Source organism: Klebsiella sp. HMSC16C06, from assembly GCF_001808325.1.
Lineage (GTDB): Bacteria > Pseudomonadota > Gammaproteobacteria > Enterobacterales > Enterobacteriaceae > Klebsiella > Klebsiella variicola.
Window position 1 is genome coordinate 279,469 of sequence record NZ_KV793024.1, and the last position, 25,469, is coordinate 304,937.

General features: G+C 59.7%; 22 protein-coding genes. 5 read left to right on the forward strand and 17 right to left on the reverse strand.

Features of this window, described 5'->3' with window-relative positions:
• Positions 1-120 precede the first annotated feature (120 nt).
• On the reverse strand, positions 121-2,445 hold the full coding sequence (gene pbpC / locus HMPREF3142_RS25650) for a peptidoglycan glycosyltransferase PbpC (protein ID WP_070612870.1): 2,325 nt from the start codon (positions 2,443-2,445) through the stop codon (positions 121-123).
• Positions 2,446-7,395: an alpha-2-macroglobulin family protein gene (locus HMPREF3142_RS25655; RefSeq protein WP_070612872.1), complete on the reverse strand. Its 4,950-nt coding sequence runs from the start codon at positions 7,393-7,395 to the stop codon at positions 2,446-2,448.
• A gap of 206 nt (positions 7,396-7,601) precedes the next feature.
• On the opposite strand from HMPREF3142_RS25655, the gene sseA reads away from it, so the two are divergent.
• The 3 genes from sseA (at position 7,602) to HMPREF3142_RS25670 (ending at position 10,219) form a co-directional block, all read left to right on the forward strand.
• Positions 7,602-8,459, forward strand: a complete 858-nt coding sequence (sseA, locus tag HMPREF3142_RS25660; RefSeq protein ID WP_042947025.1) for a 3-mercaptopyruvate sulfurtransferase — start codon at positions 7,602-7,604, stop codon at positions 8,457-8,459.
• A 164-nt stretch (positions 8,460-8,623) separates the two neighbouring features.
• Positions 8,624-9,274 (forward strand): DUF5066 family protein, encoded by a 651-nt coding sequence (locus tag HMPREF3142_RS25665; protein WP_070612874.1) that lies wholly within the window; start codon positions 8,624-8,626, stop codon positions 9,272-9,274.
• A 102-nt stretch (positions 9,275-9,376) separates the two neighbouring features.
• The gene (locus HMPREF3142_RS25670) at positions 9,377-10,219 is read left to right on the forward strand and encodes a hypothetical protein (protein WP_043876192.1); all 843 of its coding nucleotides are present in this window, start codon (positions 9,377-9,379) and stop codon (positions 10,217-10,219) included.
• A gap of 70 nt (positions 10,220-10,289) precedes the next feature.
• On the opposite strand, the gene sseB is transcribed toward HMPREF3142_RS25670, so the two are convergent.
• The 11 genes from sseB to trmJ all read right to left on the reverse strand — a co-directional run bounded on the left by sseB (position 10,290) and on the right by trmJ (position 19,179).
• A complete protein-coding gene (gene sseB, locus HMPREF3142_RS25675) occupies positions 10,290-11,066 on the reverse strand; it encodes an enhanced serine sensitivity protein SseB (protein WP_008803795.1) in 777 nt (258 codons plus the stop codon).
• Between the two features lie 97 nt (positions 11,067-11,163).
• The gene (gene pepB / locus HMPREF3142_RS25680; RefSeq protein WP_012967441.1) at positions 11,164-12,450 is read right to left on the reverse strand and encodes an aminopeptidase PepB; all 1,287 of its coding nucleotides are present in this window, start codon (positions 12,448-12,450) and stop codon (positions 11,164-11,166) included.
• Between the two features lie 107 nt (positions 12,451-12,557).
• Positions 12,558-12,758 carry a Fe-S cluster assembly protein IscX gene (iscX, locus tag HMPREF3142_RS25685; protein WP_002913954.1) on the reverse strand — a complete coding sequence of 67 codons (201 nt, stop codon included), beginning with the start codon at positions 12,756-12,758 and terminating at the stop codon, positions 12,558-12,560.
• 1 nt (position 12,759) lies between these two features.
• Positions 12,760-13,095: an ISC system 2Fe-2S type ferredoxin gene (gene fdx / locus HMPREF3142_RS25690; RefSeq protein WP_004201872.1), complete on the reverse strand. Its 336-nt coding sequence runs from the start codon at positions 13,093-13,095 to the stop codon at positions 12,760-12,762.
• A 1-nt stretch (position 13,096) separates the two neighbouring features.
• On the reverse strand, positions 13,097-14,947 hold the full coding sequence (hscA, locus tag HMPREF3142_RS25695; protein WP_070612876.1) for a Fe-S protein assembly chaperone HscA: 1,851 nt from the start codon (positions 14,945-14,947) through the stop codon (positions 13,097-13,099).
• A gap of 15 nt (positions 14,948-14,962) precedes the next feature.
• Complete coding sequence (gene hscB / locus HMPREF3142_RS25700) at positions 14,963-15,478, reverse strand: co-chaperone HscB (RefSeq protein ID WP_008803792.1); 516 nt, start codon at positions 15,476-15,478, stop codon at positions 14,963-14,965.
• Between the two features lie 74 nt (positions 15,479-15,552).
• Entirely contained in the window at positions 15,553-15,876 is a 324-nt protein-coding gene (gene iscA, locus HMPREF3142_RS25705; protein ID WP_002913979.1) for an iron-sulfur cluster assembly protein IscA, read from the reverse strand.
• Between the two features lie 17 nt (positions 15,877-15,893).
• Entirely contained in the window at positions 15,894-16,280 is a 387-nt protein-coding gene (iscU, locus tag HMPREF3142_RS25710) for a Fe-S cluster assembly scaffold IscU (protein WP_002913991.1), read from the reverse strand.
• A 26-nt stretch (positions 16,281-16,306) separates the two neighbouring features.
• On the reverse strand, positions 16,307-17,521 hold the full coding sequence (iscS, locus tag HMPREF3142_RS25715) for a cysteine desulfurase (RefSeq protein ID WP_008803791.1): 1,215 nt from the start codon (positions 17,519-17,521) through the stop codon (positions 16,307-16,309).
• A gap of 179 nt (positions 17,522-17,700) precedes the next feature.
• Positions 17,701-18,192: a Fe-S cluster assembly transcriptional regulator IscR gene (gene iscR, locus HMPREF3142_RS25720; protein WP_008803790.1), complete on the reverse strand. Its 492-nt coding sequence runs from the start codon at positions 18,190-18,192 to the stop codon at positions 17,701-17,703.
• Positions 18,193-18,444: 252 nt separating this feature from the next.
• Positions 18,445-19,179, reverse strand: coding sequence for a tRNA (cytosine(32)/uridine(32)-2'-O)-methyltransferase TrmJ (trmJ, locus tag HMPREF3142_RS25725; protein ID WP_008803789.1), 735 nt, complete (start codon positions 19,177-19,179; stop codon positions 18,445-18,447).
• Between the two features lie 120 nt (positions 19,180-19,299).
• On the opposite strand from trmJ, the gene suhB reads away from it, so the two are divergent.
• The gene (gene suhB / locus HMPREF3142_RS25730) at positions 19,300-20,103 is read left to right on the forward strand and encodes an inositol-1-monophosphatase (RefSeq protein ID WP_008803788.1); all 804 of its coding nucleotides are present in this window, start codon (positions 19,300-19,302) and stop codon (positions 20,101-20,103) included.
• Between the two features lie 46 nt (positions 20,104-20,149).
• Here the strand turns inward: suhB and HMPREF3142_RS25735 are convergent, their stop codons facing one another.
• From HMPREF3142_RS25735 to HMPREF3142_RS25745, 3 genes are all read right to left on the reverse strand, one after another.
• On the reverse strand, positions 20,150-20,986 hold the full coding sequence (locus tag HMPREF3142_RS25735; RefSeq protein WP_022064874.1) for a hypothetical protein: 837 nt from the start codon (positions 20,984-20,986) through the stop codon (positions 20,150-20,152).
• Positions 20,987-21,085: 99 nt separating this feature from the next.
• Positions 21,086-22,066, reverse strand: a complete 981-nt coding sequence (locus HMPREF3142_RS25740) for a nickel/cobalt transporter (protein WP_023298076.1) — start codon at positions 22,064-22,066, stop codon at positions 21,086-21,088.
• The gene (locus HMPREF3142_RS25745) at positions 22,057-22,695 is read right to left on the reverse strand and encodes a DUF1007 family protein (protein ID WP_012967437.1); all 639 of its coding nucleotides are present in this window, start codon (positions 22,693-22,695) and stop codon (positions 22,057-22,059) included. The genes HMPREF3142_RS25740 and HMPREF3142_RS25745 overlap by 10 nt, the downstream gene beginning before the upstream one ends.
• Positions 22,696-22,819: 124 nt before the next feature.
• Here HMPREF3142_RS25745 and csiE point away from each other — a divergent pair, with 124 nt between their 5' ends.
• Positions 22,820-24,097, forward strand: coding sequence for a stationary phase inducible protein CsiE (gene csiE, locus HMPREF3142_RS25750; protein ID WP_070612878.1), 1,278 nt, complete (start codon positions 22,820-22,822; stop codon positions 24,095-24,097).
• Here the strand turns inward: csiE and HMPREF3142_RS25755 are convergent.
• Entirely contained in the window at positions 24,094-25,230 is a 1,137-nt protein-coding gene (locus tag HMPREF3142_RS25755; RefSeq protein ID WP_008803783.1) for a 3-phenylpropionate MFS transporter, read from the reverse strand. The genes csiE and HMPREF3142_RS25755 overlap by 4 nt on opposite strands.
• Positions 25,231-25,469: the final 239 nt, after the last annotated feature.

Sequence of the window (25,469 nt, forward strand, 5' to 3'; positions counted from 1 at the left end):
CGTATGGCCTGGCGCGCATTATAATGAGCAACGTCGGCGATGCCTACGGATGAAGGTAACATTTTGTTAAAATAAGATGAGTATTGGAAACACAAACCGCCAACAACAAATTTACCCTGGTTATTGCAAGGTGAAACTGGCGGCCGCCGTTTGCCCAGCCTCATCCATGACCACCAGCTGCCACTCGCCAGGCTTATCCAGCGTTAGCGTGGTTGTCGCACCGGCGGCGTCTAACGGCTGGCCGTTGATAAACCACCAGCGCCGCCCTTCTCCACCGCTGGTTTGCACGGGTAACATCACCCGCGCCTCGCCCGGCAGACGTTTTATTAACGCCCCTTCGCGAATACCTGACAACACCAGCGGCGCGGCATTCTGAGTTTGCAACGGTGGGCACACTTTCGATACCGGCCCCAGACGCGCGCGACGGCGCTCCCTGGCCGGCAGCCACGGTTCCAGCGGCAGCGGCCAGACATCAATAACGACTTCAGTCGCACCCGGACAATCCGCGGCCACCCTTTCCCCTGCTGCGTTGCGCCACACCGGGAAGCGGATCCCGCGCACGCCCTCCTGCCCGGGCAGCAGCAGCGTCGGTGGCTGGCTGGCATCCAGCAGCCAGCTGGCTAAGCGCCGGCGGCAGTTGCTGTCACCGGCCGGTAGATCCTGCCCGCCTGGCCAGCAAATAGCCCCGCGGCTCACCGTTTGCGGGCGCGGGTCGACCGGCAGCCCGCCGCGGCTCATCGCCTGGCGCGCCAGCAACAGATTATTGACCTGGTTTAACAGCGGCACGGCGCTGGCGAAGCCAAACTGGCCCACCACCGGCGTACCGTCGGGCCGTCCGGTCCAGATACCTATCAGATATCGCGCATTGAGGCCGACCGCCCACGCATCGCGATAGCCATAGCTGGTACCGGTTTTCCACGCCAGCGGCACCACTTGCGGCAGTGAGGCATCGGGAACCGGTTGCGCTTCGCCGGCCAAAATGCGCCGGACAATCCACGCCGCGCCGGGTGACATCAGCGATCTTTCCACCAGCGGGTCGTCGGGCTTCAGGCGCAGCCACGCCGCCTTGCCGTGACGGGCAAAGGCGCTGTACGCCGCGACGATATCTTCCAGCCGTGCCCCGGCCCCACCGAGGATCAGCGACAGGTTCGGCTCTGCGCCCGCGGGCAGCGTCAGGGGCAGCCCGGCGTTGCGTAAATTCGCCGCGAAACGTTTGGGCCCGTAGGCTTCAAGCACCTGCACCGCCGGCAGATTCAGGGAGCGCACCAGCGCCTCGCTGACGCTCACCGGGCCATGAAATCCGCTGTCAAAATTGCCGGGACGATAATCGCTAAAGCGTCGTGGAACATCCTGTAATAACGACGCCGGATGGATCAGCCCGTCATCCATCGCCATCGCGTAGACAAAGGGTTTCAGCACCGATCCCGGCGAACGCACCGCCGAGACCATATCAATATGGCCGAAGCGGCTGTCGTCGGTGATATCCGCCGATCCCACCCAGCCGCGGACTTTCATATCCGTGTGATCGACGACAACAATCGCCAGTGAACTGCGCGGCGGCAGGCGCGATTTCCAGTTCAGCGCCAGATCCTCAAGCTGCCGCTGGAGCCCGGCATCGAGCGTTGTCGTCACCTTTTCGTCGCCACTGGTCGCCAGCGCCCGGCGTGAAAAAAGCGGCGCCAGCTGCGGCATCTGCCGCGGGAATAGCCATACAGGTTCTTCCATCGCTTCCTGTACCGGCCGTTGCGGCCAGACGCCCTGGCTGACCATACGCGTGAGGACTTTATCGCGCGCCGCCTGGGCCCGCTGCGGCCAGCGGTCCGGGCGCAAACGACTGGGCGCCTGGGGCAGCACCGCCAGCAGCGCCGCCTCGCCGTAGCTGAGCTGAGCGGGCGGTTTGCCAAGATAAGCCCAGCTGGCCGCGCCGATCCCCTGTAAGGTGCCGCCAAACGGCGCGCGGTTCAGATAGAGGGTAAGAATGTCGTTTTTTGACAGATGCCACTCCAGCTGCAGCGCTCGCCATAGCTGGCGTAGCTTGCCGCCGAAGGTGCGCGGATGAGGGTCGAGCAGACGCGCGACCTGCATGGTGAGCGTGCTGCCGCCGGAAATGACCCGCCCGGAGGTTAAATCCTGCCAGGCGGCGCGCAGCACCGCGAAGGGATTGACCCCTGGATGTTTCCAGAACCAGCGGTCTTCATACTGGATGAGCGCCTGCAGATAGCGCGGCGACACGTCGGCGAGAGTCACCGGATAACGCCAGACGCCCTGCGTATCGGCAAAGCGCCAGAGCGGCGTGCCGTCTTCCGCCACCACCACGCGGGCAGGCGTGACGTCCTGCAGCGGCAGCGGCCACAGGCGATCGGCGGCCAGCACCGCCAGCCACAGCAGAAAAATAAACGCCGCCAGCCAGCGCCAGCGGCGTTTAACCCGAGACAATACGCGCATTTACGGCGTCACGGTGAGCGGACCGCTGGCCGCCCCGGTCGCCCGCCACTGCGGCACATACATCGATTCCACCTGGGGCTGCGGGACCTGATAAGTGCCCGGCGTCACCGCCCGCGCCAGATAGACCAGCGTCACCGGCTGGCCTTCATTGACAGCGACAGCGGCGACGAAACGGTCGTCACGGAACTCGATATGCTGAATATCCGCCTGCTGCATCTGGTTAAGGAGATTTTGCACCGCGTCGCCATTCTCCTGCAGGCTGGCGCTGCTGTTGGCCAGATTCTGGTTTTCCAGCTCCAGACCGGCCGGCAGCAGATCGACCACCAGCGCGTCAGGCACATTGCGTTTGGCGGTCACCTCCAGCTTCACCAGCACCAGTTCGCCGCTGCGCAACGAGGTCAGCGATTTCTGCTGGCCGTGGGTATCGAAAATAGCGCGTTCAATCCCCAACACGTTGCCACCCGGCTGTGGCGCGCTTTGCGGATAACCGCTGCTGTCGAGACGCAGCCACAGCGGCTGACTGCCGGTATTACTCACCTGCAGCGTCGCCAGCCGATCGCCGTCGAGGTTACGGGTTTGCGCTTTGTCGCCGGCCAGCGGCTCAGCCTGCAGCGAGGTTTGCGCCTGCCAGTTGCCCGGCAGGTCGGCAAGCGTACGTCCGGCAAGGATCAGGGCGTTGGTTTCCTGGGTCGACAGCCAGCGCTGGCCGTAGGCCTCTTCCGACAGCGTGCTCAACAGCGTGTTTTGCACCTCCGGCAGCAGCCTGTTCTCTTCCAGCAGCGCCAGCTTCAGGGCGTCATCGCGAAGCGGGCTACCGTAATCGCCCAGCCAACGATTCTCATCCTGGCGCGGGGTGGCAACCGCCAGCTTCATGGCCTCATCGCCGCGCGGCGCATCGCCCATGGTTTTCAGCGCAATGCCGAGCTGCAGCAGCGGCAAGCCGGATCGCGCCTGGTCGTGACGGCTCCAGATTTCACGCAATGCGCCGAGCGGGGCTTTTTGCTGACGCGCCAGCACCAGCGCGGCGTATGCCTGGGCGGCAAAGCGGCTGGCCTGGGCGTCATCGCTGTAGCGCACGGTCATCAGCCCCGGCTCCTGCAGATAGCGCAGCAGGCGTTCGTTACCTTTATTAATGGCGTTGACCGGTACGCTATAGCCCTGCTCGCCCGCGCGGACGAGGAAGTCCATGGCGTAGGCGGTCAGCCAGTACTCTTCCGGCCCCTCTTTATCCCACAACGCAAAGCCGCCGTTTTCCAGTTGCATCTGCAGCAGGCGTGAGATACCAACATCGATTGCCGCGCGGCGTTTTTCATCGCTATCGCCGCTGATGCCCAGCGCTTTTAGCTGCGCCGCGCTGGTGTACAGCGACGGGAACAGGCCGCTGGCGGTCTGCTCAAGGCAGCCGTAAGGATAGGCTTTCAGCTCACGGATATAGCGCGCGAGGTTCAACGGCGGTTTCCCGCTGAGCAGCAGTTGGCCCTGCAGCGTTTGCGGGGCGAACCCCTGGCTCTGCGCCGCCGGCGCCTGCCAGCTTTCGCCGGGCTGTAGCACCGCGCCGCTGTTGACAGTCTGGGCCGGGAACGCCGGACGGACGCCGATTCTCCACTGTTTCTGCAGCGGGGCGAAGGTTTCTCCCGGCAGACTCAGGCCGCTGATAGTAGCATTGACCTGACCATCGCCGAATCCCGCCAGCGCGCTCACCGGTATAAACAGCGTGCTGCGCGCCCCCGGCGCCAGTTGCACCGGTGGCAGTTGGCCATCGGTCAAGGTCACCAGCCCGCTGGCGGTAAGATGTACCTGCAGGGTTTGCGGTTTATCGGTTAGATTGCTGAGATCCAGCGCCAGCCGTGTGGTATCGCCGCTGGCGAGGAAGCGCGGGGTGTTCAGTTCGGCGATGACCGGGGCGGCCACCACCACTTTATCTTCGCTGCTGCCGAAGTCATCCGCCGTCCACGCCTGGGCCATCACCCGCAGCTCGCCGTTAAAATCGCCAATGGGTAACGTCACCGTGCCTTCGCCCTGATCGTTCAATACCACCGGCTGCGCCTGCTGGGCGACGATCGTCACGTGGTTGACCGGCGGTTTGCCGCCGCGTTTTAACTCGTCGCCATCGCCGCCGAAGCGCAGGCTGGCCACACGTCCCTGCCCTTCGATCACCTGGCCGTAGATGTCATAGATATCTGCGCCGTAACGCTTCTGGCCAAAGAAGGCGTTCCACGGATCCGGGGTAGCGTAATCGGTGATATTCAGTACCCCGCTATCCACCGCCGAGAGCAGGACGTTGACCTGTTTCGGCGCCTCGCCCTCTTTGACGCTGGCTTTCACTTTCACCGTCAGCGGCTGGTTGGGGCGCATTTTGTCCGGCGCTTCCAGCGCCAGCGTCAGGCGGCGGTTTTCATCGCCCAGCGGCAGATGCAGCAGACCCACCGCGCGTTTCGGCGTCGCCGAGCGGGATTTATCGCCGGGGCGAACCACCAGCGTGCTGAGGTAGAGATCGTGGCGGTTCCAGGCTTTATCCACCGGAATAGACAGATCCATCCCCTCCGCCGGGACGTCAATTTCCTGCCACCACAGCGGCCCTTCGCTGGATTCCACCATCGCGTAGCCTTTACCCGCCGCCGGGGCGGCAATATGCAGCTTGATGGTGTCGCCCGGTTTATAACTCGGTTTATCCAGCTTCATGGTGACCCGGTCAGGACGCGCCGCGCCGGTACCTTCGCTGTTATCCTGCCAGCTATAGCCGGCCCAGAAGCGCACGCTGCTGACCACGTCGTCCGGCCCTTTCACCTCCAGGCGATAGGAGCCCCACTCTACCGGGAAGCTCACTTTGCCGGTTTGTCCGGCCTGCAGATCCAGCGACTCCTCGCCCTCCTGCAGATCTTTCTGATCGAACTGCGACTGCCAGCCTTCGCTATCGGACCAGTTCCAGTAGTAGTCGCGGCGCTCGCGGATCAGCCGTACCTGCAGGCCCGAGACCGCTTTTTTCTCGCCTTTGGCGTCGGCATAGACGATATCAAACGCAGCGTTACTGTTCTCATCGACCACCGGCTGCTTCACGGTGGTATCGGTGCGGTAATCGTAAACGTCCTTCAGCGTAAATTGCGGGCGGATCCCCGGCAGCGCCCCGGCGGGCCAGATCGGCTGCTGTACGGTACGGGTCACCGGACGCCCCCCGGATTCCAGCAGGCTCGCCTGCAACACCACCTGCAGCGGCGAATGGCTATCCTGCCACTGGCTTGAGGTGGTCACTTCGCCATGGCCTTTTTCGTCCAGCGTCAGCTGGACTTCATCCAGACTACGGGAGAGGTTTTCTTCCGCAATATCGCCGAACTGGAAGCCCGGCAGCGCGGCGACGGCGTCGCGCAGCGGGCGCAGGAACAGCTTGCCCTGCAGCTGGTTGCCGCTGGCCGGCGCGCCGTAGAGATAAGCGCCGCTGACGGCAAAGGTGACGTCGGCATCCGGCGCGACTGGCGCAGCCTGCGGCGTCAGGTTCAGGGCCATGCGTTCCGGCATAAAGTCTTCGACGTGGAAGTCCCACTCGCGCGGCTGGTTATCGCCGGTGCTGGCGCGAATGTGCCACATGCCGGTAGCCGCGCCGCTGTCGAGCGGATAAGTGAACTGGTACAGACCATTCACCGGTTTGCTCATCACCGAACGGATCACCTGGCCGTCCGGCTGAACCACCTCCAGCTTCACCGGCTGCTCCGCCAGCGGCTTGCCGTCGCTATCGCGCAACAGCGCATTGAGGATTACCGTTTCGCCCGGCCGATAGAGATCGCGCGGGCCAAACATAAAGAACTGTTTGCTAAAGCCGGGCGCCCCTGCGATAGAGAATTCCGCCAGATCCAGCGCCGGCAACTTGAGATCGAGCAGCGTCGTCTGCCCCTCTTTACGCGCCAGCAGCAGCGCGGCTTCTTTATCGGTTTGCAGAGTAACGTGGCCCTGGCTGTCGCTTTTCGCCTCCGCCAGGGTCTGTCCTTTGGCGTTGAGCAGCTGGACGTCGATACCAGACTGGGCGGCGCCGTTTTCCAGGCTCTGGGTAAAGACGTCCAGCCGATTGTGGTAGCGATGCGCCGAGACGCCGATATCGCTGAGGGTAAACAGCGTCGCCGCGTTGCTGTAGCTATAATGGCCCGCCGGGTTCATCACCGCCACGTAGACGCCCGGCTGCTGGAGCGGCTTGATATCGTTCAGCGGCAGCAGCAGCTTTTCGCGGGTATTGCGTGCCGGGTTGAGATCGAAGCGGCCAGTATAGACCAGATCCGCCATCTTCAGCAGCTCGTCAGACTCCCAGTTGCTTAACGAGTTACGGTATTCCCACTGGCTGACAAACGCGGAGAGTGATTCCGGCTTAATACGGAAGAAGTTAACGTCGACATTATCAACGTTCAGCGCCATCACCGGCAGCCCGGCGACCACGTTGCCCGGCAGCAGCGAGCCGCGGCTGGCGAAACCAACGCTCGGTGCGATATCGCGGGTGGTCAGGGTCTTCTCGAACGGTTTGTCGAGCGTGGCCTTGTTCAGGGCGGTCAGCGTCGGGTCGACCGAGACAATCAGCTCGCGCTTTGGCTCAAGGTGACGCAGACGCAGCTCTTTCAGATTCGGCGCCAGCTCCCAGGCACCGTCCACCTTACCGCTTTTCTTGTCGACCAGATGCACGCTGCGGGAGAAATCCTGGTCCGGCTGCAGCGGCACGGAAAACGTCAGCACCAGGGTCGCGGCGCCATCCAGTTGCACCTCCGAGGCGTCGAGCAGCGTCAGCGCTTTGCCCTGGCTTTTTTCCGCCAGCGCCGCCAGCTGGGCGCGGTCCGGTTTTGCCGTCGCGCCTGGGTTGCTATCCGCAGCTGGCGCCGGGGCCGTGGCCTGCGGCGTACCGCTGTCATCACACCCGGTTAATGAAAATGCGGTAAGGAGCGCCAGTGACAGCGCCGCTAAACGAAATGGTTTCATCCTTCTAACCCCTCGGCCGGTGGGCCTGATGCAAATTATCACTTTTTATTATGCGTTAAGGCGGCACTTCTCAACAGTGATGACGCGGGTTTCTGCCGATTAATCAGAAAAGTGCCGTGACGTCGTCCCCACTCTGACGTCCTTAACTTGTCAGCGTGAGATAAAACGCCGACAATTCAGTCATGAATTGTAAAACGGAGGCACCCATGTCCACCTCGTTTTTTGTCGCCGCCGACTGGCTGGCAGAACATATTGATGACCCGGAGATCCAGATTATCGACGCCCGTATGGCGCCCGCCGGGCAGGAGGCCCTGCGCGATATGGCCGCGGAATACCGCGCCGGCCACGTGCCGAACGCGCTGTTTTTCGATATCGAGGCGCTGTCCGATCACACCAGCCCGCTGCCGCATATGATGCCGCGCGCCGAGGCGTTTGCCGTCGCCATGCGCGAGCTGGGCGTCTGCAGCGATAAGCACCTGGTGGTTTATGACGAAGGCAATCTGTTTTCCGCGCCTCGCGCCTGGTGGATGCTGCGCACCTTTGGCGTGGAGAAGGTGTCCATACTGGCCGGTGGGCTGGAGGGCTGGCGACGTGACGAACTGCCGCTGGAGCAAGGCGTGCCCGAGGTGGCCGAAGGGGAATTCGACGTGCGTTTCGATCCCCAACAAATTAAGCGCCTGACCGACGTCCTGCTGGTCAGCCATGAAGGGTCGGCGCAGATTGTCGATGCGCGTCCGGCGGCCCGGTTTAACGGCCAGGCCGACGAACCGCGCCCGGGCCTGCGTCGCGGGCATATCCCTGGCGCGCTTAACGTGCCGTGGACGGAGCTGGTGATTAACGGCGAACTGAAAACCGTCGACGAGCTGAACGACATCTTTTTACGTCAGGGTGTCGATTTTGAACGGCCAATCATCGCCAGCTGCGGATCGGGGGTGACGGCGGCGGTGGTCGTGCTGGCGCTCACCACGCTTGGCGTGAACGGCGTCTGCCTGTACGACGGCTCCTGGAGCGAATGGGGCGCGCGGAGCGATCTGCCGATTGAACCGGCCCCTGCCGCTCCGTAAACACGGCGTGACCGCGGGCCTCCCGTCCCGCGGTCACTAAATAATTTCTGATTTTCCCTCTCCCTTCCTTCTGCTTCTCGCTAAACCGGTTACTCTGTGCTGCCGCAGGGTTTGTACCTGCCGTATTCGCTTTACTGCCACTCACTATATAAGGAAATTGAATAATGGCATTTTCATTACCGGATCTCATGGATGTCGTACATAAGTACAACCGCAATCCCACTCCGAAACCGATGCCCGTAGATGAAGTGGATCGCCTGCGGGTACGGAAATATCGTAACCCGCAAAATAGCGAAACCGTGGCGCTTCCGGAGAGTCTGAAAGCGCTGTTGGTCTACGATTGCCAACTGAAAAGCCCCCACGGACAGCTGGTACTGGAATGGGTTGTGGACTCCATTGATGAACATGGCGTCCTGCTTTCCGACTCGCTGGATGAAGATGCTTATTACATGAATGGTCTTGATATGGCCGGACTGGACTTTGAAGAGCTGATGCCCGTCTGGAACGACGATCCGCGTCTTCCTGCCCTGATTCGCATCAGCCACGCCGGCGATCAGCAGGTATTTATCTATGTCACTGAACGTGATGAACAAGGTGAATATCCTGTTGTCCGCTTCGAGGGTAAAGAGAATGATCTCTGGCTGGCAGAATCGTCACTGATTGAATATCTGCAGGGGATCTTTGCCGGCAGCGAGGAGAGTCACGACAAATGGCAGCATCAGCAGACCCTCAATGAGGCACGCGATGGCGCCTTGCTGGAGCTGGAATATATTCATGAGGATCTTTACGCCAGGCTCGAAGGCTGTCCTGACTAATTCACTATCTCACCCCGGATGACGCGATTAACGCGCGCCGCCGGGGCCTGCTCCAGGAGGGAGCGTTTTATCCGTAACCTGATGTCACCACAAGGAGTGAAAATGGCATTAGTCTCCAACCCACATTCTGCTGATTCACCGCGCCGTCCCTGGCTGGGAGGCATAGCTGGCCTGCTGGCGGGCGGCGTCATTCTTTATTTTTGGCCGCAATGGAACCGGACATGGTTAAGCCTGGTGCCTGCGCCGGTTTCTGTTTATACCCGCTTTCTCGGGGTCACTCTGGAAGAGGTCCCGCTGATCACCTATGGCCATCAGGCGCTGCTGGGTTTTCTGATGGTGCTGCTCGCGCCCGGTTACGGTAAGTCGACCCTTGCCGCGTGGATGATGCATAACCCTGCGTCAAGCCGGCGCTGGCCCGGCGAGGTACTCCGTGCCTGGGGCATAAAATTTGGCCTGCTGATCATCGTCTTTTGCAATCTGTTCTTTTTATCCCGGGTCGGATCCGGGACCCTGGCGTTATATATTTTTATTCTCCAGCACGTCAGCGTTGCCGCGGCGGTGGCGTCAGGGGTGCTGCTCCTGCGTGACGCCCGGCGTCTGGCCCGCACGTTCGACGCTCAGCTGGCGGACCTGCGCCTTCTCATGATACTCACGCTGGGGTTCCAGACGATTTTGCCGGCACAGATCGCGCTGATGAGCGCCAGGGGCGTGAATACGCCGCTGGGCTGGTACATTGTTATCGCCCAGATGGCAGGGGTGTTACTGGCGTTTATGCTGATCGGCGGGCTGGTGGCAGCGCTACGTTCTTTGCTGGGTGAGGAGAGATGTCGGGCATGGCGTGGGGATATGGCGCTCTTCAACGGCATTGTCACGCTGTGTGTGACGGGATTCCTTATCTATAACATGGTGTCAGCCTATCCGCGGATCTTTGCTGCGCTGCATTAACCCTGGCAAAGCCGATTTTCGGCCTCACACTGGAAGCATAAAGAAACAGCGGGGGCAGCCGCCCCCGCTGTCAGATAATGCGGTTTTGTTTGAAATCGCGCAGGAAGCTGCCCCAGCGCTTTTCATAGAACGGTGTGATATGGGCAATCATAAAGTGGCTGATGCCCTTCTCGCCTTCCACCACCTGACAAATATCGATCGGCTCATCGCCGGGCAGGGTATCGGTCGCCACGCTGCCGGTGGTCTGAATAATGGACTCGATATCCCCTTCCGCTTCAATACCGATCAGCAGATTAGCGGGCGCGTCGGCGTGCTCTTTGATCGAGCACAGGAACGCCCGCTTGACGGTTTTCAGCGTTTTGAACAGCGTGGTCAGCGAATCGACCATCTGCGCCGGCGGGTCAGCGACTTCAGACAATAACAGCGCTTCGCCCCCTTCCAGCACCGTCTGGGTGCTGAGCGGGCTGCCCTCTTCCCCGAGCAGATGGCTGATTTCACGCGGGGTGAACTCTTTGCCGCTCGGCAGCTTCGGGTTGAGGAACAGCGATTCGCCCAGCGTCATCGCCATCAGCGTACGGGCCGGCATCATCACGAAAGCCTGTTCGTCTTCCACCGCCTGCTGCAGCGCCTCCAGCGAGGTAAAGAACGGGATCACCGAGCTGCCGTCATCTTTTTCCCAGTGCTGCAGATCCAGCGCGCTGTCTTCGACAATCTGCTCACCATCGGCTGCACTGCCGGGTACCCAGACGGTCGCCTCCAGCAGCGCGCTGAAAAATGCCGGACGGTGGGCAGGCTCGGTCGCCGCTTTCTCCAGCAGGGTTTCTAATTCATTTTTCGTATCAGACATAGTTTGGCTACTTCACAATGAATTGCCCGGCGGCCATTCGTCCACGCGGGCATACGGTTTTCCTGGCCGGGTAAGCGTAGCGCCCCCGGCAAGGCCGTTACTCAGCCGTCAGCAGGTTAGCAATGGTACGCACGCCAAGACCCGTCGCGCCCGCCGACCACTGCTCAACGGCAGATTTACGGTAGGTTGCCGAACAGTCGATATGCAGCCAGCCCTGATGGTAGTTTTCCACGAAGTGGGACAGGAAACCCGCCGCGGTACTGGCGCCAGCCGGATAGGCGGCACTGCCGGTGTTGTTCAGTTCAGCGAAGTTCGACGGCAGCTGGTTGCGGTGGAACTCGGCCAGCGGCAGACGCCAGAAGGCTTCGTTTTCCGCCTGGGCGCTCGCCAGCAGGCGATTCGCCAGCGCATCGTCAAAGCTGAACAGCGCGTGGTAGTCATTACCCAACGCGGTTTTCGCCGCGCCGGTCAGGGTGGCGGCATCGATGATCAGCGCCGGCTTCTGCGCCGAAGCGTCAATCAGGCCATCCGCCAGCACCAGGCGGCCTTCGGCGTCAGTGTTCATCACTTCAACGGTTTTGCCGTTACGATAATGAATAATATCGCCGAGTTTAAAGGCGTTACCACTGATCAGGTTGTCGGCGCAGCACAGGTAGAGCTTCACGCGCTTGTTCAGCCCGCGGGTAATGGCAAAAGCCAGCGCGCCGGTGATGGTCGCCGCGCCGCCCATATCGGATTTCATTGAATCCATAAAGGCGCTCTGTTTGATGCTGTAGCCGCCGGAATCAAAAGTGATGCCTTTGCCCACCAGGCAGGCGTATACCGGGGCTTCTTTATCGCCGGTCGGGTTATAATCCAGCGCCAGCAGGACCGGCGGACGCTCGGAGCCGCGGCCTACGGTGTGCAGACCGAGATAGCCCTGCTCACGCAGATCTTCGCCTTTGGTGATGCGATAGCTCATCTGCTCGCCCGCCACGCTGCACAGCAGGTCCACGGCGCGCTGTGCCAGCTGCTCCGGGCCCAGCTCTTCCGCCGGCGCGTTGATGGTGTCGCGCACCCAGTCAATAATGGTCAGACGGTTGTCCAGCTCGCTACGCTGCGCATCGTCCAGGGTCGGCCATTCAACTTTACGGGTGCCTTTCGGACCTTTATAACCCGCCCAGAACGCCCACGCGCGGTCGGTGTCCCAGCCTTCGCCGCTTAACGCGACATGTTTGATGCCCATACCGTCAATTTTACGCGCCGCGCGCTGAATCAGGCCCAGGTCGTCTTTGCCGTTGAGGTGCAGGGCGATGCCGTCGTTATTAATGCTGTAAGACGCCTTTTCTCCCCAGCGCGCATCGGCTGGCTGAGTAGAAAGCGTAATCTTCATGGCTTCGGTCATTATCATTATCCTTCTTAGCAAACGGGCCACCGTATGGCAGCCCGTAATGTTCTCTCGCTCGATGATTTATCCGACTTAATACCGTCGCATAAATCATAACGCGAAAATTATTCGGCTTCGTCTAACCAGACTAACAGAATCGCCTCGAGAATTTTTTCATTGGATGCGTTTGGGTCGTCATCGAACTCTTCCAGATCGCAAATCCACTGATGCATGTCGGTAAAGCGAACGGTTTTCGGATCGAGATCCGGATAAGCGTCGTACAGCGCTTCGCCGATTTCACGGCTGTCGGTCCATTTCAGTGCCATATTAATGCTCGCGTGCGTGGTTGATGGTGTAACGCGGGATCTCAACGACCAGATCTTCGTCGGTGACGCGCGCCTGACAGCTCAGGCGGCTGTCCGGTTCCAGTCCCCAGGCTTTATCCAGCATATCGTCTTCATCTTCGGTACTTTCCGCCAGCGAGTCAAAGCCTTCACGCACGATGCAGTGGCAGGTGGTGCAGGCACAGGATTTTTCGCAGGCGTGTTCAATCTCGATGCCGCTACGCAGCGCCGCATCCAGAATAGTTTCACCAGTCTCAGCTTCCACAACGATGCCATCCGGACACAGGTCCTGGTGGGGCAGAAATACAATTTTTGGCATTTTAAACCTCGTCCACGGATTGGCCTTTCAGCGCGATACGGACCGACTGATCCATACGGCGGGCGGCGAATTCCTGGGTTTGTGTGTCGATATTTTTAATCGCTTCTTTAATGGCGTCGGCGTCGTCGCCTGCCGCCGCGGCGCGTACCTGCTCCGCAGCGGCATCGATAACCTGACGCTCCGCGGCGCTTAACAGCGCGGCGTCGGCGGCCAGCGCGCTTGTCAGGCTCTCCAGGACGCGGGCTGCTTCCACTTTCTGTTCAGCCAGCATGCGCGCCTGGACATCCTGTTCGGCGTAGCTCATCGAATCTTTAATCATGGTGGCGATTTCGCCATCGGTCAGACCGTAAGACGGTTTCACCTGGATAGAGGCTTCCACGCCGGTCGATTTTTCCATCGCCGTGACGCTCAGCAGACCGTCGGCATCGACCTGGAAGGTGACGCGAATATGCGCCCCGCCCGCTGGCAGAGCCGGGATCCCGCGCAGCGCAAAACGCGCCAGCGAGCGGCAATCCTGCACCAGCTCACGCTCGCCCTGCATCACATGAATGGACATCGCCGTCTGACCATCTTTGAAGGTGGTAAACTCCTGCGCGCGGGCCACCGGAATGGTGGTATTACGCGGGATCACTTTCTCCACCAGGCCGCCCATGGTCTCCAGCCCTAACGACAGCGGGATAACGTCGAGCAGCAGCAGTTCGCTGTCCGGCTTGTTGCCGACCAGAATATCCGCCTGAATCGCCGCGCCGATGGCGACGACTTTGTCCGGGTCGATGGAGGTCAGCGGGGTGCGGCCAAAGAATTCGCCAACGCGTTCGCGCACCAGCGGCACGCGAGTGGAACCGCCGACCATCACCACTTCCAGCACCTCTTGCGCCTCAACGCCGGCGTCTTTCAGCGCGCGACGGCAGGCCAGTAAAGTGCGTTTTACCAGCGGGGCAATCAGATCGTTAAACTGGCTGCGGGTGATATCGCCCTGCCAGCCGCCGACCTCGACGTGCACTGCCTCGGCATCGCTGAGGGCGATTTTCGCCGCGATGGCGGCATCCAGCAGCTCACGCTGCAGGCGGTTATCGCTGCGGTCGCTGAAGCCCGCCTGCTCGCGCAGATAGTCGGCCAGCAGATGGTCGAAATCATCGCCGCCGAGCGCCGAGTCACCACCGGTCGCCAGCACTTCAAACACCCCGCGGCTTAAGCGCAGAATGGAAATATCAAAGGTGCCGCCGCCGAGATCGTAGACCGCAATTACCCCTTCCTGACCGGAATCGAGGCCGTAGGCGATAGCCGCCGCGGTCGGCTCATTGAGCAGGCGCAGCACGTGCAGCCCCGCCAGACGCGCCGCGTCTTTGGTCCCCTGACGCTGAGCGTCGTCGAAATAAGCGGGAACGGTGATCACCACGCCGTCGAGTTCACCAGCCAGCGCTTCGGTTGCCCGGGCAGCCAGCGCTTTCAGGATGTCGGCGGAGACGCGAATCGGGTTCAGCAGGCCGCCGGCGGTCTGGATCATCGGCAGGCCGTTTTCACTGGCCTGCAGCTGATACGGCAGATGCGGGTAGCGGTTTTGAATATCGGCGAGGGAGCGCCCCATCATTCGCTTCACCGAGCTGATGGTATTGGCAGGATCCTGGGCGGCGTTAAGCCGGGCATCATAGCCGACGGTCAGCCCCGAAGCGTGGTAGTTCACCACCGACGGCAGCAGATAGCGGCCTTGATGGTCGGGCAAGGTTTCGGCCTGGCCGCTACGCACGGTAGCCACCAGAGAATTGGTGGTGCCCAGGTCGATACCGGCCGCCAGACGACGCTGGTGCGGCGCGGCGCTCAGGCCGGGCTCACTAATTTGTAATAAGGCCATAATTGCTTCCGAAAATTAAAAATCGAGCAGTTTTTCTTCGAGTTCTTCAGCACTGCTGCGCAGTTTATCAAGAAAACGGAGCTTACGTACCGTATCCGCCGCCGCCTCCCAGCTCTCATTATGCAATTGGTCAACCATCAGTTGATGGCGGGTATCAAACAGCGCTTTCACTCGTTTGATAAAGGCTTCCAGCCGCGCATCGTCTTTCGCCTTACCGATCTCGTCGAGCTCTTCGCGTAGCTCCAGCTGTTCCATCAGGAATGCGGTATCGCGAACGGTATGCTGCTCGCTAGCCAGATCGAAGCCATGAAGCGAGAGGAGGTATTCCGCCCGGGTCAACGGATGGCGCAGCGTCTGCCAGGCCTGGTTTATGGTCGCGGAATGCTGAACCGCCGCAAGCTGTTCCGCAGCAGGCGCGCTGGCAAATTTATCCGGATGGTACTGGCGCTGCAGATCCTGATACCGGACAGCCAGTTGTTCAAGCGAGAGGGTATAGCTGGCTGGTAACCCGAAGAGGGTGAAATAGTCCATAGTAACCTCAGGGTCATGCATCTAAATGAAAACCCCACGCGCGGCGTAACCGCGGTGGGGTTGGGGATGACCGATTATACGTTAAAGCTTTCGCCGCAGCCGCACTCGTCTTTGACGTTAGGGTTGGTGAACTTGAACCCTTCGTTGAGGCCTTCTTTGACGAAGTCCAGCTGAGTGCCGTCGAGGAATTGCAGACTTTTGCCGTCGATCACGACCTTCACGCCTTTGTCTTCAAACACGGTGTCTTCTGCCGCCGGCTCGTCAACAAACTCCAGTACATAGGCCATTCCCGAGCAGCCGGAGGTTCTCACGCCCAGGCGCAGGCCAAACCCTTTACCGCGGTTCGCCAGAAAGGCATTGACTCGCGCTGCAGCACTGTCGCTAAGAGTAATCGACATAACAAAACCTCAACTAATTATTTTGCTTCACGTTTGCTTTTGTAATCCGCAATCGCGGCTTTAATCGCGTCTTCCGCCAGAATAGAGCAGTGAATTTTCACCGGCGGCAGTTCCAGTTCATCGGCGATATCGGTGTTCTTGATCGCCTGCGCTTCGTCCAGGGATTTGCCCTTCACCCACTCGGTGACCAGGGAGCTGGAAGCGATGGCGGAACCGCAGCCGTAGGTTTTGAAGCGCGCGTCTTCAATGATACCTTCATTGTTGACTTTAATCTGCAACTTCATCACGTCGCCGCAGGCCGGCGCGCCGACCATACCGCTGCCGACGTTCTCGTCGCTGTTGTCAAAAGAGCCGACGTTGCGCGGATTCTCGTAATGATCGATAACTTTTTCGCTGTATGCCATGTTGAATTCTCCTTATCGGTGCCGAATTAGTGATGTGACCATTCAATACTGTTCAAATCCACGCCCTGCTTAAACATTTCCCACAGCGGAGAAAGATCGCGCAGACGGCCGATGGAGTTACGAACCAGTTTGATGGTGTAGTCAATCTCTTCTTCGGTAGTGAAACGACCTAAAGAGAAACGAATAGAGCTGTGCGCCAGTTCATCAGTCATGCCTAACGCGCGCAGCACGTAGGATGGCTCAAGGCTCGCGGAAGTACAGGCTGAACCGGAGGAAACCGCCAGGTCTTTCAGCGCCATAATCAGCGACTCACCTTCAACGTAGTTGAAGCTGACGTTAAGAATGTTCGGCGCGCCCTGCTCGAGGTCGCCGTTGAGATAAACTTCTTCCATATCCTTCACGCCGTTCCACAGACGGTTGCGCAGCGTGCGCAGACGCGCCATTTCGCTTTCCATCTCTTCTTTGGCGATACGGTAAGCTTCACCCATGCCGACGATCTGGTGAACAGGCAAAGTACCAGAACGCATACCGCGCTCGTGGCCACCGCCGTGCATCTGCGCTTCGATACGGATACGCGGTTTCCGGCGAACGTACAGCGCGCCAATGCCTTTCGGACCATAGATTTTATGGCCGGAGAAGGACATCAGGTCCACCTTCAGCTGGCTCAGATCGATAGGCAGCTTGCCCACGCTCTGGGTGGCGTCTACGTGGTAAATGATACCGCGGGCGCGACACATCTCGCCGATGGTAGCGATATCCTGCACCACGCCGATTTCGTTATTCACATGCATGATGGAAACCAGGATGGTGTCGTCACGCATCGCCGCTTCCAGCTCTTTGAGATCGATAATCCCGTTGCGCTGCGGCGCCAGGTAGGTCACCTCGAAGCCTTCACGCTCCAGCTGACGGCAGGTATCCAGAACCGCTTTATGCTCGGTTTTGCTGGTGATGATGTGCTTGCCTTTTTTCTGATAAAAGTTGGCTGCACCCTTGATCGCCAGGTTGTCGGATTCAGTCGCACCAGAGGTAAAGACGATTTCGCGCGGGTCGGCACCGACCAGCTCGGCAATCTGATTGCGGGCGATATCAACCGCCTCTTCAGCCTGCCAGCCAAAACGGTGGGAACGGGAGGCCGGGTTACCAAAGGTCCCGTCCATGGTCAGGAACTGCATCATTTTCTCGGCAACACGCGGGTCCACCGGCGTGGTTGCGGAGTAATCGAGATAAATCGGTAATTTCATTGCTCTTAAACTCCGTACATCACTCAATGCAAGGAATCAGGCAACCGGCTTGATGTACGACCGAGTACACGGAATGCTGGCGCATCCCGGCCTGATTCTGAAAGCTCTTTATAATCGTTGTCCCGACCGTTTCGTGCTGCCTCGCCCTGTCAGCCGCAGTCCGAAACGGGACGGGTCACTCAGGCGCGCAGCTTAACGTTGATCGCGTCCTGGGTGCGCGCATTGCGCTGGGTTTCGTGCTGATGCTGACGGCCGGACACATCAAGGATCTCCTGGTTATTCACCAGTTCACCCAGGGTGATATTGTTCAGGAAGCCGGTCAGGCGTTCGCTCAAATCGCGCCACAGCGCGTGAGTCAGGCACTTATCGCCGCCCTGACAGCCGCCTTTGCCCTGGCAACGGGTCGCGTCAACGGATTCGTCTACCGCGCTGATCACTTCGCCGACGGCGATGCTGCTGGCATCTTTACCTAACAGATAACCACCGCCTGGACCACGAACGCTGGAAACCAGGCCATTTTTACGCAGGCGAGAGAACAGCTGTTCCAGATAGGAAAGCGAAATTCCCTGACGCTCTGAAATATCTGCCAACGGCACCGGGCCCGTTTCAGAGTTGAGCGCAACGTCAAGCATCGCGGTCACGGCATAACGCCCTTTAGATGTCAGTCTCATGTCTTACTTAACCTCAAACTCGCCCCTGGCCGGGCTTTTTATTAATATGGGTATTGCATAGCAGGGCCAAGTCTGACATTCCCGAGTAATTTGGTCAACTATTTACTTGACTGTTTTAGTCAGGTATTTGGCTTTCCGTGCCGTTATTAATTTCGAGCCGCTCCCGGGGTCGGCCAAAGGCCTCGCCCGGGCTACAACAGAGATGTAGATTCGTAGGCCGGATAAGCGAAGCGCCATCCGGCGTTAACGCGCTTACTTACCTTTATTCTGCTGCTCAATAGACGCCAGCATGCCGCGCAGAATGTTCAGCTCCTGACTTTCCGGACGCGCGCGGGTGAACAGACGACGCAGCTTGTTCATCACCTGCCCCGGATGATTCGGGCGGATGAAGCCCGTCGCCAGCAGCGTCTGCTCAAGATGGCCGTAGAAACGCTCCAGATCGTCCACCAGCGGGTACGGCGCCTCTTCATGGTCAACCGCAGGCTGCGCCTGCTCCTGCGTCGCCAGCCATGCCATCCGCACTTCATAAGCGATAACCTGCACCGCCATCGCCAGGTTCAACGAGCTGTACTCCGGGTTCGCGGCGATCGCCACGTGGTAGTGGCACTTCTGCAGCTCTTCGTTGGTCAGGCCAACGCGTTCGCGGCCAAAGACCAGCGCCACCGGCGCATGCTGCCCCTCGGCGACGCTTTTCAGGCCGCATTCGCGCGGATCGAGCATTGGCCACGGCAGTGTGCGGGAGCGCGCGCTGGTACCCACCACCAGGCTGCAGCCCGCCAGGGCTTCATCAAGGGTATCGACGATCTGCGCGTTGCCGATCACATCGCTGGCGCCCGCGGCGAGGGCTATCGCCTGTGAATCGGGTTTGACCAGTGGGTTGACCAGCCACAGGTTAGTTAAGCCCATGGTTTTCATCGCGCGGGCTACAGAGCCCATATTGCCGGTGTGGGAGGTTTCTACCAGTACGATTCGAATATTTTGCAGCATTATGGTTCTTCGGCTAAAGATTATTCGGGCATGCTACCATAAAACGGAGACATAAGCAGATTTCGCTGTTATTATATGCGCCGTTTTTTCCCGTTCTTTAACATCCAGTGAGAGAGACCGATGCATCCGATGCTGAACATCGCCGTGCGCGCCGCGCGCAAGGCGGGTAATTTAATTGCCAAGCACTACGAAACGCCAGACACCGTAGAAACCAGCCAGAAAGGCAGCAATGATTTTGTGACCAACGTCGATAAAGCCGCTGAAGCGATTATTATCGAAACCATTCGCAAATCTTACCCGCAGCACACCATTATCACCGAAGAAAGCGGTGAACACGCTGGTGAAGAGCAGGATGTTCAATGGGTTATCGATCCACTGGATGGCACCACCAACTTCGTTAAACGTCTGCCCCACTTCTCTGTTTCCATCGCCGTACGCATCAAAGGTCGTACTGAAGTCGCGGTGGTTTACGATCCGATGCGTAACGAACTGTTTACCGCGACCCGCGGCCAGGGCGCGCAGCTGAACGGCTACCGTCTGCGCGGCAGCAACGCTCGCGACCTCGACGGCACCATCATCGCGACCGGCTTCCCGTTCAAAGCGAAGCAGCACGCCACCACTTACATGAATATTCTCGGCAACATGTTTACCGAATGTGCCGACTTCCGTCGCACCGGCTCTGCCGCGCTGGATCTGGCCTATGTAGCCGCCGGCCGCGTTGACGGTTACTTTGAGATCGCCCTGAAGCCTTGGGATTTCGCCGCAGGCGAGCTGATCGCCCGTGAAGCTGGCGCGATTGTCTGCGACTTCACCGGTGGCCATAACTACCTGCTGACGGGCAACATCGTTGCCGGTAACCCGCGCGTGGTGAAAGCGATGCTGGCGAATATGCGTGAGCAGCTGAGCGATGCGCTGAAGCGTTAATCTCTTACAGATGTCAAAAAGGAAGCCGCGGCTTCCTTTTTTTATGTCATTTTATCATGTTGAGGATCTGGCGAATCACCGCATTGCCGCCGATGCACAGTACCGTCAGGCCGCTAAACAAGGCCAGCGGCCCGCGCCAGCGCAGGCAGCCCTGCGGTCCCAGCCAGCGCCGGAAACACAACGCTATTCCTACTGTCGCCAGGCGGGCTAACAGCACGCCGACCATCGCCGGAACCAGCAGCAGCCATCCCCACAGCGGCAACTCGAACTGCTGCGCACTGAGTAAAATCCATACCAGCTGAAACGGCAGATAAAAGCTCAGGGCAAAGATCAGCGGAATGCGAATATTGCTTGCCGGTGCGGAAACGCCTTGAAAGTCTCGCCAGCTATCGCGCAGCAGTATCCCAGCCAGCACCAGCGTGGCCAGATAGCAGACGTCGTTAAAGATGCCCACGAACTGCATCAGCCGATAGCTGGTCAGCTTCCCCATGAAAGCAAAACGCCAGAAAATGATCACCAGGAAACCGAACTGCAATACCCAGCTGCGCAGGATCCAATCGACCATCTCCCGTGGCGAAGGCTGATTATGCACAGCCCAGGCAACAATGGGCAGTTTACTGTGCCCGGGGTGGCAAAAAGCCATGACGAAACCCGACAGCGTTAAGGTGGCGTAGGCCACCAGCGGGATATCCCCGATACGCGACACCCCGAATCCCATGACATACGACATGGCGTGGTAAACGCGCACCAGATCTGACGGCCACCAGCTGGCCAGCGCCGGAAACCAGTAGACGATCGCCAGGCCCGCCAGCAGCCCGGCGGCACCGGCGCAGCCATAATAAAACCGCCCGCTCGGTGCGGAAGAAACGATATTTGCGGCCATAGCGACTCCTTGTCATCCGCCGAAAAGCGGAAAACTAGAGCATCGCTTCGCCAGCGGCAAGCACAGGCGCCCACTTTCGGATTTGCGCCCGGCGTCTGACTAAAACGGGCGGATCCCACCGCCGGCCGGGACCGCGGTGAACCACATCACTCCTGCCGCCGCCAGCAAAATCACGCCGCCGGCCAGCGCCAGCGTCAGCCAGCCCACCTGACGCCACAGCGGCGGCGCCTGATGCTGACCCAACTTCACCGCCAGCTGGCGAAAACTGTGCACCAGCAGCGCCAGCGCCGTGATGGTCAACGAGGTTCCCGCCGCCATCGCCAGCGCCGCCGCCATTCCCCAACTGAACACCCCGATCACCTTGCTGAACAGCAGCACCATGATCGCTCCCGAGCAGGGGCGCATGCCCATCGACAGGACGATCGCGGCGCGTGCCCGCCAGTCGTCGCCGCTCTGAAGCTGATCCGGCGCCGGGAGATGCTGATGCCCGCAGCCGCAATGCTCGTGATGAACATGATGTGGGGTAAAAGCGGTAAACGTTGGCCGGCTCAGCAGCAGACGCAGCTTTTTTAACGCCCGCCAGCACAGCAGCAAGCCTAATGCGCCCACCAGCAGATAGCTGCCCTTCTCCAGCCAGAAACTGCTGAGATGCAGCTGGCGCGCCGGCAGCTGCAGCAGCGCCAGCACCACGACCACCAGCGCGATGGCCACCAGCCCCTGTAATAAAGAGGCGGCCAGCGTCAGGTTAATGCTTGATTTCAGCTTCGAGGGATGGGTGGCGAGCCAGGTAGTAATGACAATTTTGCCATGGCCGGGCCCTAAGGCATGCACTACACCATAAACGAAACTGAACCCGAGCAGCGACAGGCCCGCCGCTGCCGGGTTCTCCGCCACCGCCTGCAGCAGGCGGCTGAGTTCCAGATTCAACGAGCGCTGCCAGACCGCGCTCTGCATCAGCACCTGCGGCCACACCCGCCATAGCCAAATGCCGCCGATGATGCTCACAGCCAGCAACAGCGCCAGCGGCCACAGCGCTTTCCAGCGCGAGGATCGCGCGCGGGGGGTGAAAATTACTGACATGTCAGGGTCACCTTCTGGGCAAAATAGCTGCCCAGCGCCATATCCTCCGGCGGCGCATCCGCTTTATCCAGCGACTGAGCGTACGAGAGCATTTTGTCGTTCGGTTTTGGCGTCATCACCGTTGCCTTACAGGCGGCCCGCAGCGCGGCGGGCAGGGAAAAATCGCTATCCTTGTCATAAAACATGTCGACGTAGTAGGTCGGGTCGAAGGTGGAAAAGGTAAACGTCTGCCCGGCAACGGGTTGCGGCGTCGCCAGCGGCAGCGTAAAGGTCAGTACCGCCTGCAGTCCGTCACGCTCGAGGCCATAGCCGTCGGGACGATTTTCAAATTTCACCCGCTGGCCGTTGTGCCACAGCTCGCTGAAATAGTGCTGGCCGAGTACGTTGGCCATCACCTCCGCCGCCAGCTTTTTCCATACTTCGCTGCCCGGTTTGGCGTTACCGGCGTCATAGAGCAGATCCGATGAGGTAATTTCATCCATGGTCCAGCGCATTTTAAACCCGCTCAGCAGACCATCTTTAACCACCGGCTCGCTCTGCAAACTAATGAAGCTATGCGGATGCGCGGCGGCTGAAAATGATAAAACCATGAAAAACGCCGCGCTGGTGCATTGTTTCACTCTGTTCATCTGTTCCTCACGTGAAAAATTCTGTGAACTTCACCAGCAATCCTGAGCTAAAGCGGGCGTTTCGCCCTGCCCCCGCCTCTGCCATTGTCTATTCTTAGCGAAAACCCTAACTGGAACTTACCAGATGATGACCGTCATTGAACCACCATCTGCGCTTTCCAGTCCACAGCGCCGTAGCCAGGTGCTCCTGATGTTTTATCTGCCCGGACAGTCGGTGACGACTGAACGGCTTGGCAGGATCAACCTCGTTGATGAGACCACGGCCCGGCAGGATATTGAGGAGACCGGACGCGAAATTCAGCGTTACCACCGTTTGACCCTCCGGTCAGAGGTGGACGGCAGCTATCGGATTGAAGGCGCCGCGCTCGACCAACGTTTATGTCTGCTGCATGCGCTGCGGCGGGGGCTACGCCTCTGCCCGCAGTTCGTCAATCATCATTTTACCCCTGCCCTGAAAACGCAGCTTAAACAGGAAGGCATTGCCCGTACCTTATACGATGATACCAATCTGCAGGCGCTGGTGAACCGCTGCGCGCGGGCGCTCAATCGCCAGTTTGACTGCCGCGACGTGCAGTTTCTGCGCTTATATCTGCAGTACTGTCTGCTTGAGCATCACCGGGGATACTCTCCGGACTTCAATGATGAACAGCAGCGTTGGGCCCAGACCGCCGCCGAGTTTACCCTGGCGCAGGAGATTGTCCGCCACTGGCAGCGCCGGGTCGGCGCTCCGCCGCATGTTGGAGAGCCCTTCTTCCTCTCGCTACTGTTTATGTTGCTCAAAACCCCCGACCCGGTCCGCGACGGTCACCCGCACGATCGCCGCCTGCGACTGGCTATCTCCTGCCTGATCCATCGCTTCCAGGTCCTCGCCGGCAGGGCTTTCAGTGATGAGCAGGGGCTCAGCGATCAACTCTATATTCATTTATCGCAGGCGTTGATCCGCAGCGTGTTTGCCATCGGCATCGACAGCACGCTCACGGAGGAAGTGAGCCGGCTCTATCCTCGCTTACTGCGTACCACCCAGGCGGCATTGAGCGAATTCGAGGAAGCCTGGCACATCCGTTTTAATGAGGAAGAGACTGGCTTAATCGCGGTGATCTTTGGCGCCTGGCTGATGCAGAAAAGCGACCTGCACGAAAAACAGGTGCTGTTGCTAACCGATGACAACCCGGCTATAGAAGAGGCTCTGGAACAGCAGCTGCGCGAACTCACGCTGCTGCCGCTGAATATCAAATACCAGACCGTAGAGCGCTTTCAGAAGGAAGGTGCGCCCAAAGGGGTGACGCTTATCGTCACCCCTTATGCGACGGCGCTACCGCTGTTTTCGCCGCCGCTGATCCACGCGGAGAACTGCTTCACTGAACGCCAACAGCAGCATATCTGCGCGATGCTTGAGGACTAGGCCGCCACCGCTTTTGGCCGGATAATCAGCGCCGGGATCGTCAGCAGGGCCATTACCCAGAACACGCCCTGGTGCAGGTGCTGATAGAGGAAACCGGCGAAGACGGTCATGATGGCAATACTCCCGCCCATCGCCACCGCGGAGTAGACGGCCTGCAGGCGGATCACTTCGCTGCCCTGACGGGCGGCGATATAGCGCATCGCCGCCAAGTGACACACCGTGAAGGTGCCACAGTGAAGGATCTGCGCAAGGAGGAGTCCCGGCAGCGCCGTGGTCCAGCCCATCAGTCCCCAGCGAATCAGCCCGCAGACGGCGGAGAGCAGCAGCAGGTCGCGTGCGCTGAAGCGGCGGAACACCTTTTTACTCAACGCGAAGATCACCACTTCCGCCACCACGCCTAACGACCACAGATAACCGACCGCCGAGGCAGAATAGCCGGCCTGCTGCCAGTAGATGGCGCTAAAGCCGTAGTAGGCGGCGTGCGCCCCCTGTAGCAAACAGACGCAGGCGAGAAAGCGCCAGCTCTGGCGTACCAGCGTCAGCCAGGCCGTCAGTCCTGCTCCCTGCTGCTGGCGCGACTCCCCGTGGGGCATCACCGACGGCTTAAGCAGCATACCCAGCAGCATCGAGGCGACACCCAGGCTTAACATCAGCAGGATCGCCCGATAATCAAACAGGCTGACCAGCTTGCCGGTCAGCGCCGAACCGATGACAAAGGCAATGGAGCCCCATAGCCGCACCCGGCCATAGTCCATGGTGATCTGCTTTTGCCAGGTATTGGCCAGGGCATCCGTCAGCGGCACCAGCGGCGAAAAGAACAGGTTGAAGCCGATAATGACCGCCAGCAGCCATGCCACGTGACTGCCGACCCAGAAGGCCAGCGCGAAAAGTAAGGTTAACAGGGCCAGCACGCGCAACGCGGCAATGAGCCGGGAGGGATCGCTGACCCGCGGGGCAATCAGCAGGCTCCCAAGAAAACGAGCCACCAGGCCAGCGCCAAGCAACAGGCCGATGGTTTCCGGAGTCAGCCCGTTTCCGGCCAGCCAGACGCTCCAGAAGGGCAGAAAAATACCGTAGCTAAAAAAGTAGGTGAAATAACTGAGCGCCAGCCAGCGCGTGGAGTGCAAGACCATGATTTCCTCCCGAATGGTGGCGACAGTCTGGCGACAAACCCCATCTTGAGTAAACCGGTGTCTCACTCTCTATATGGAAGTTGAGTACATTTGTCTTTAAATCGTGACGCACATCACAGAGCGAGCACCATCCCATCGCCGGTTGTATTAAATAAAATCCGATAACCGGGTATCAAAGTGCGAGCAACCCCGCAGCCAAATCCTGATGAAACGACGCGCAACATTATTATTTTCTCACC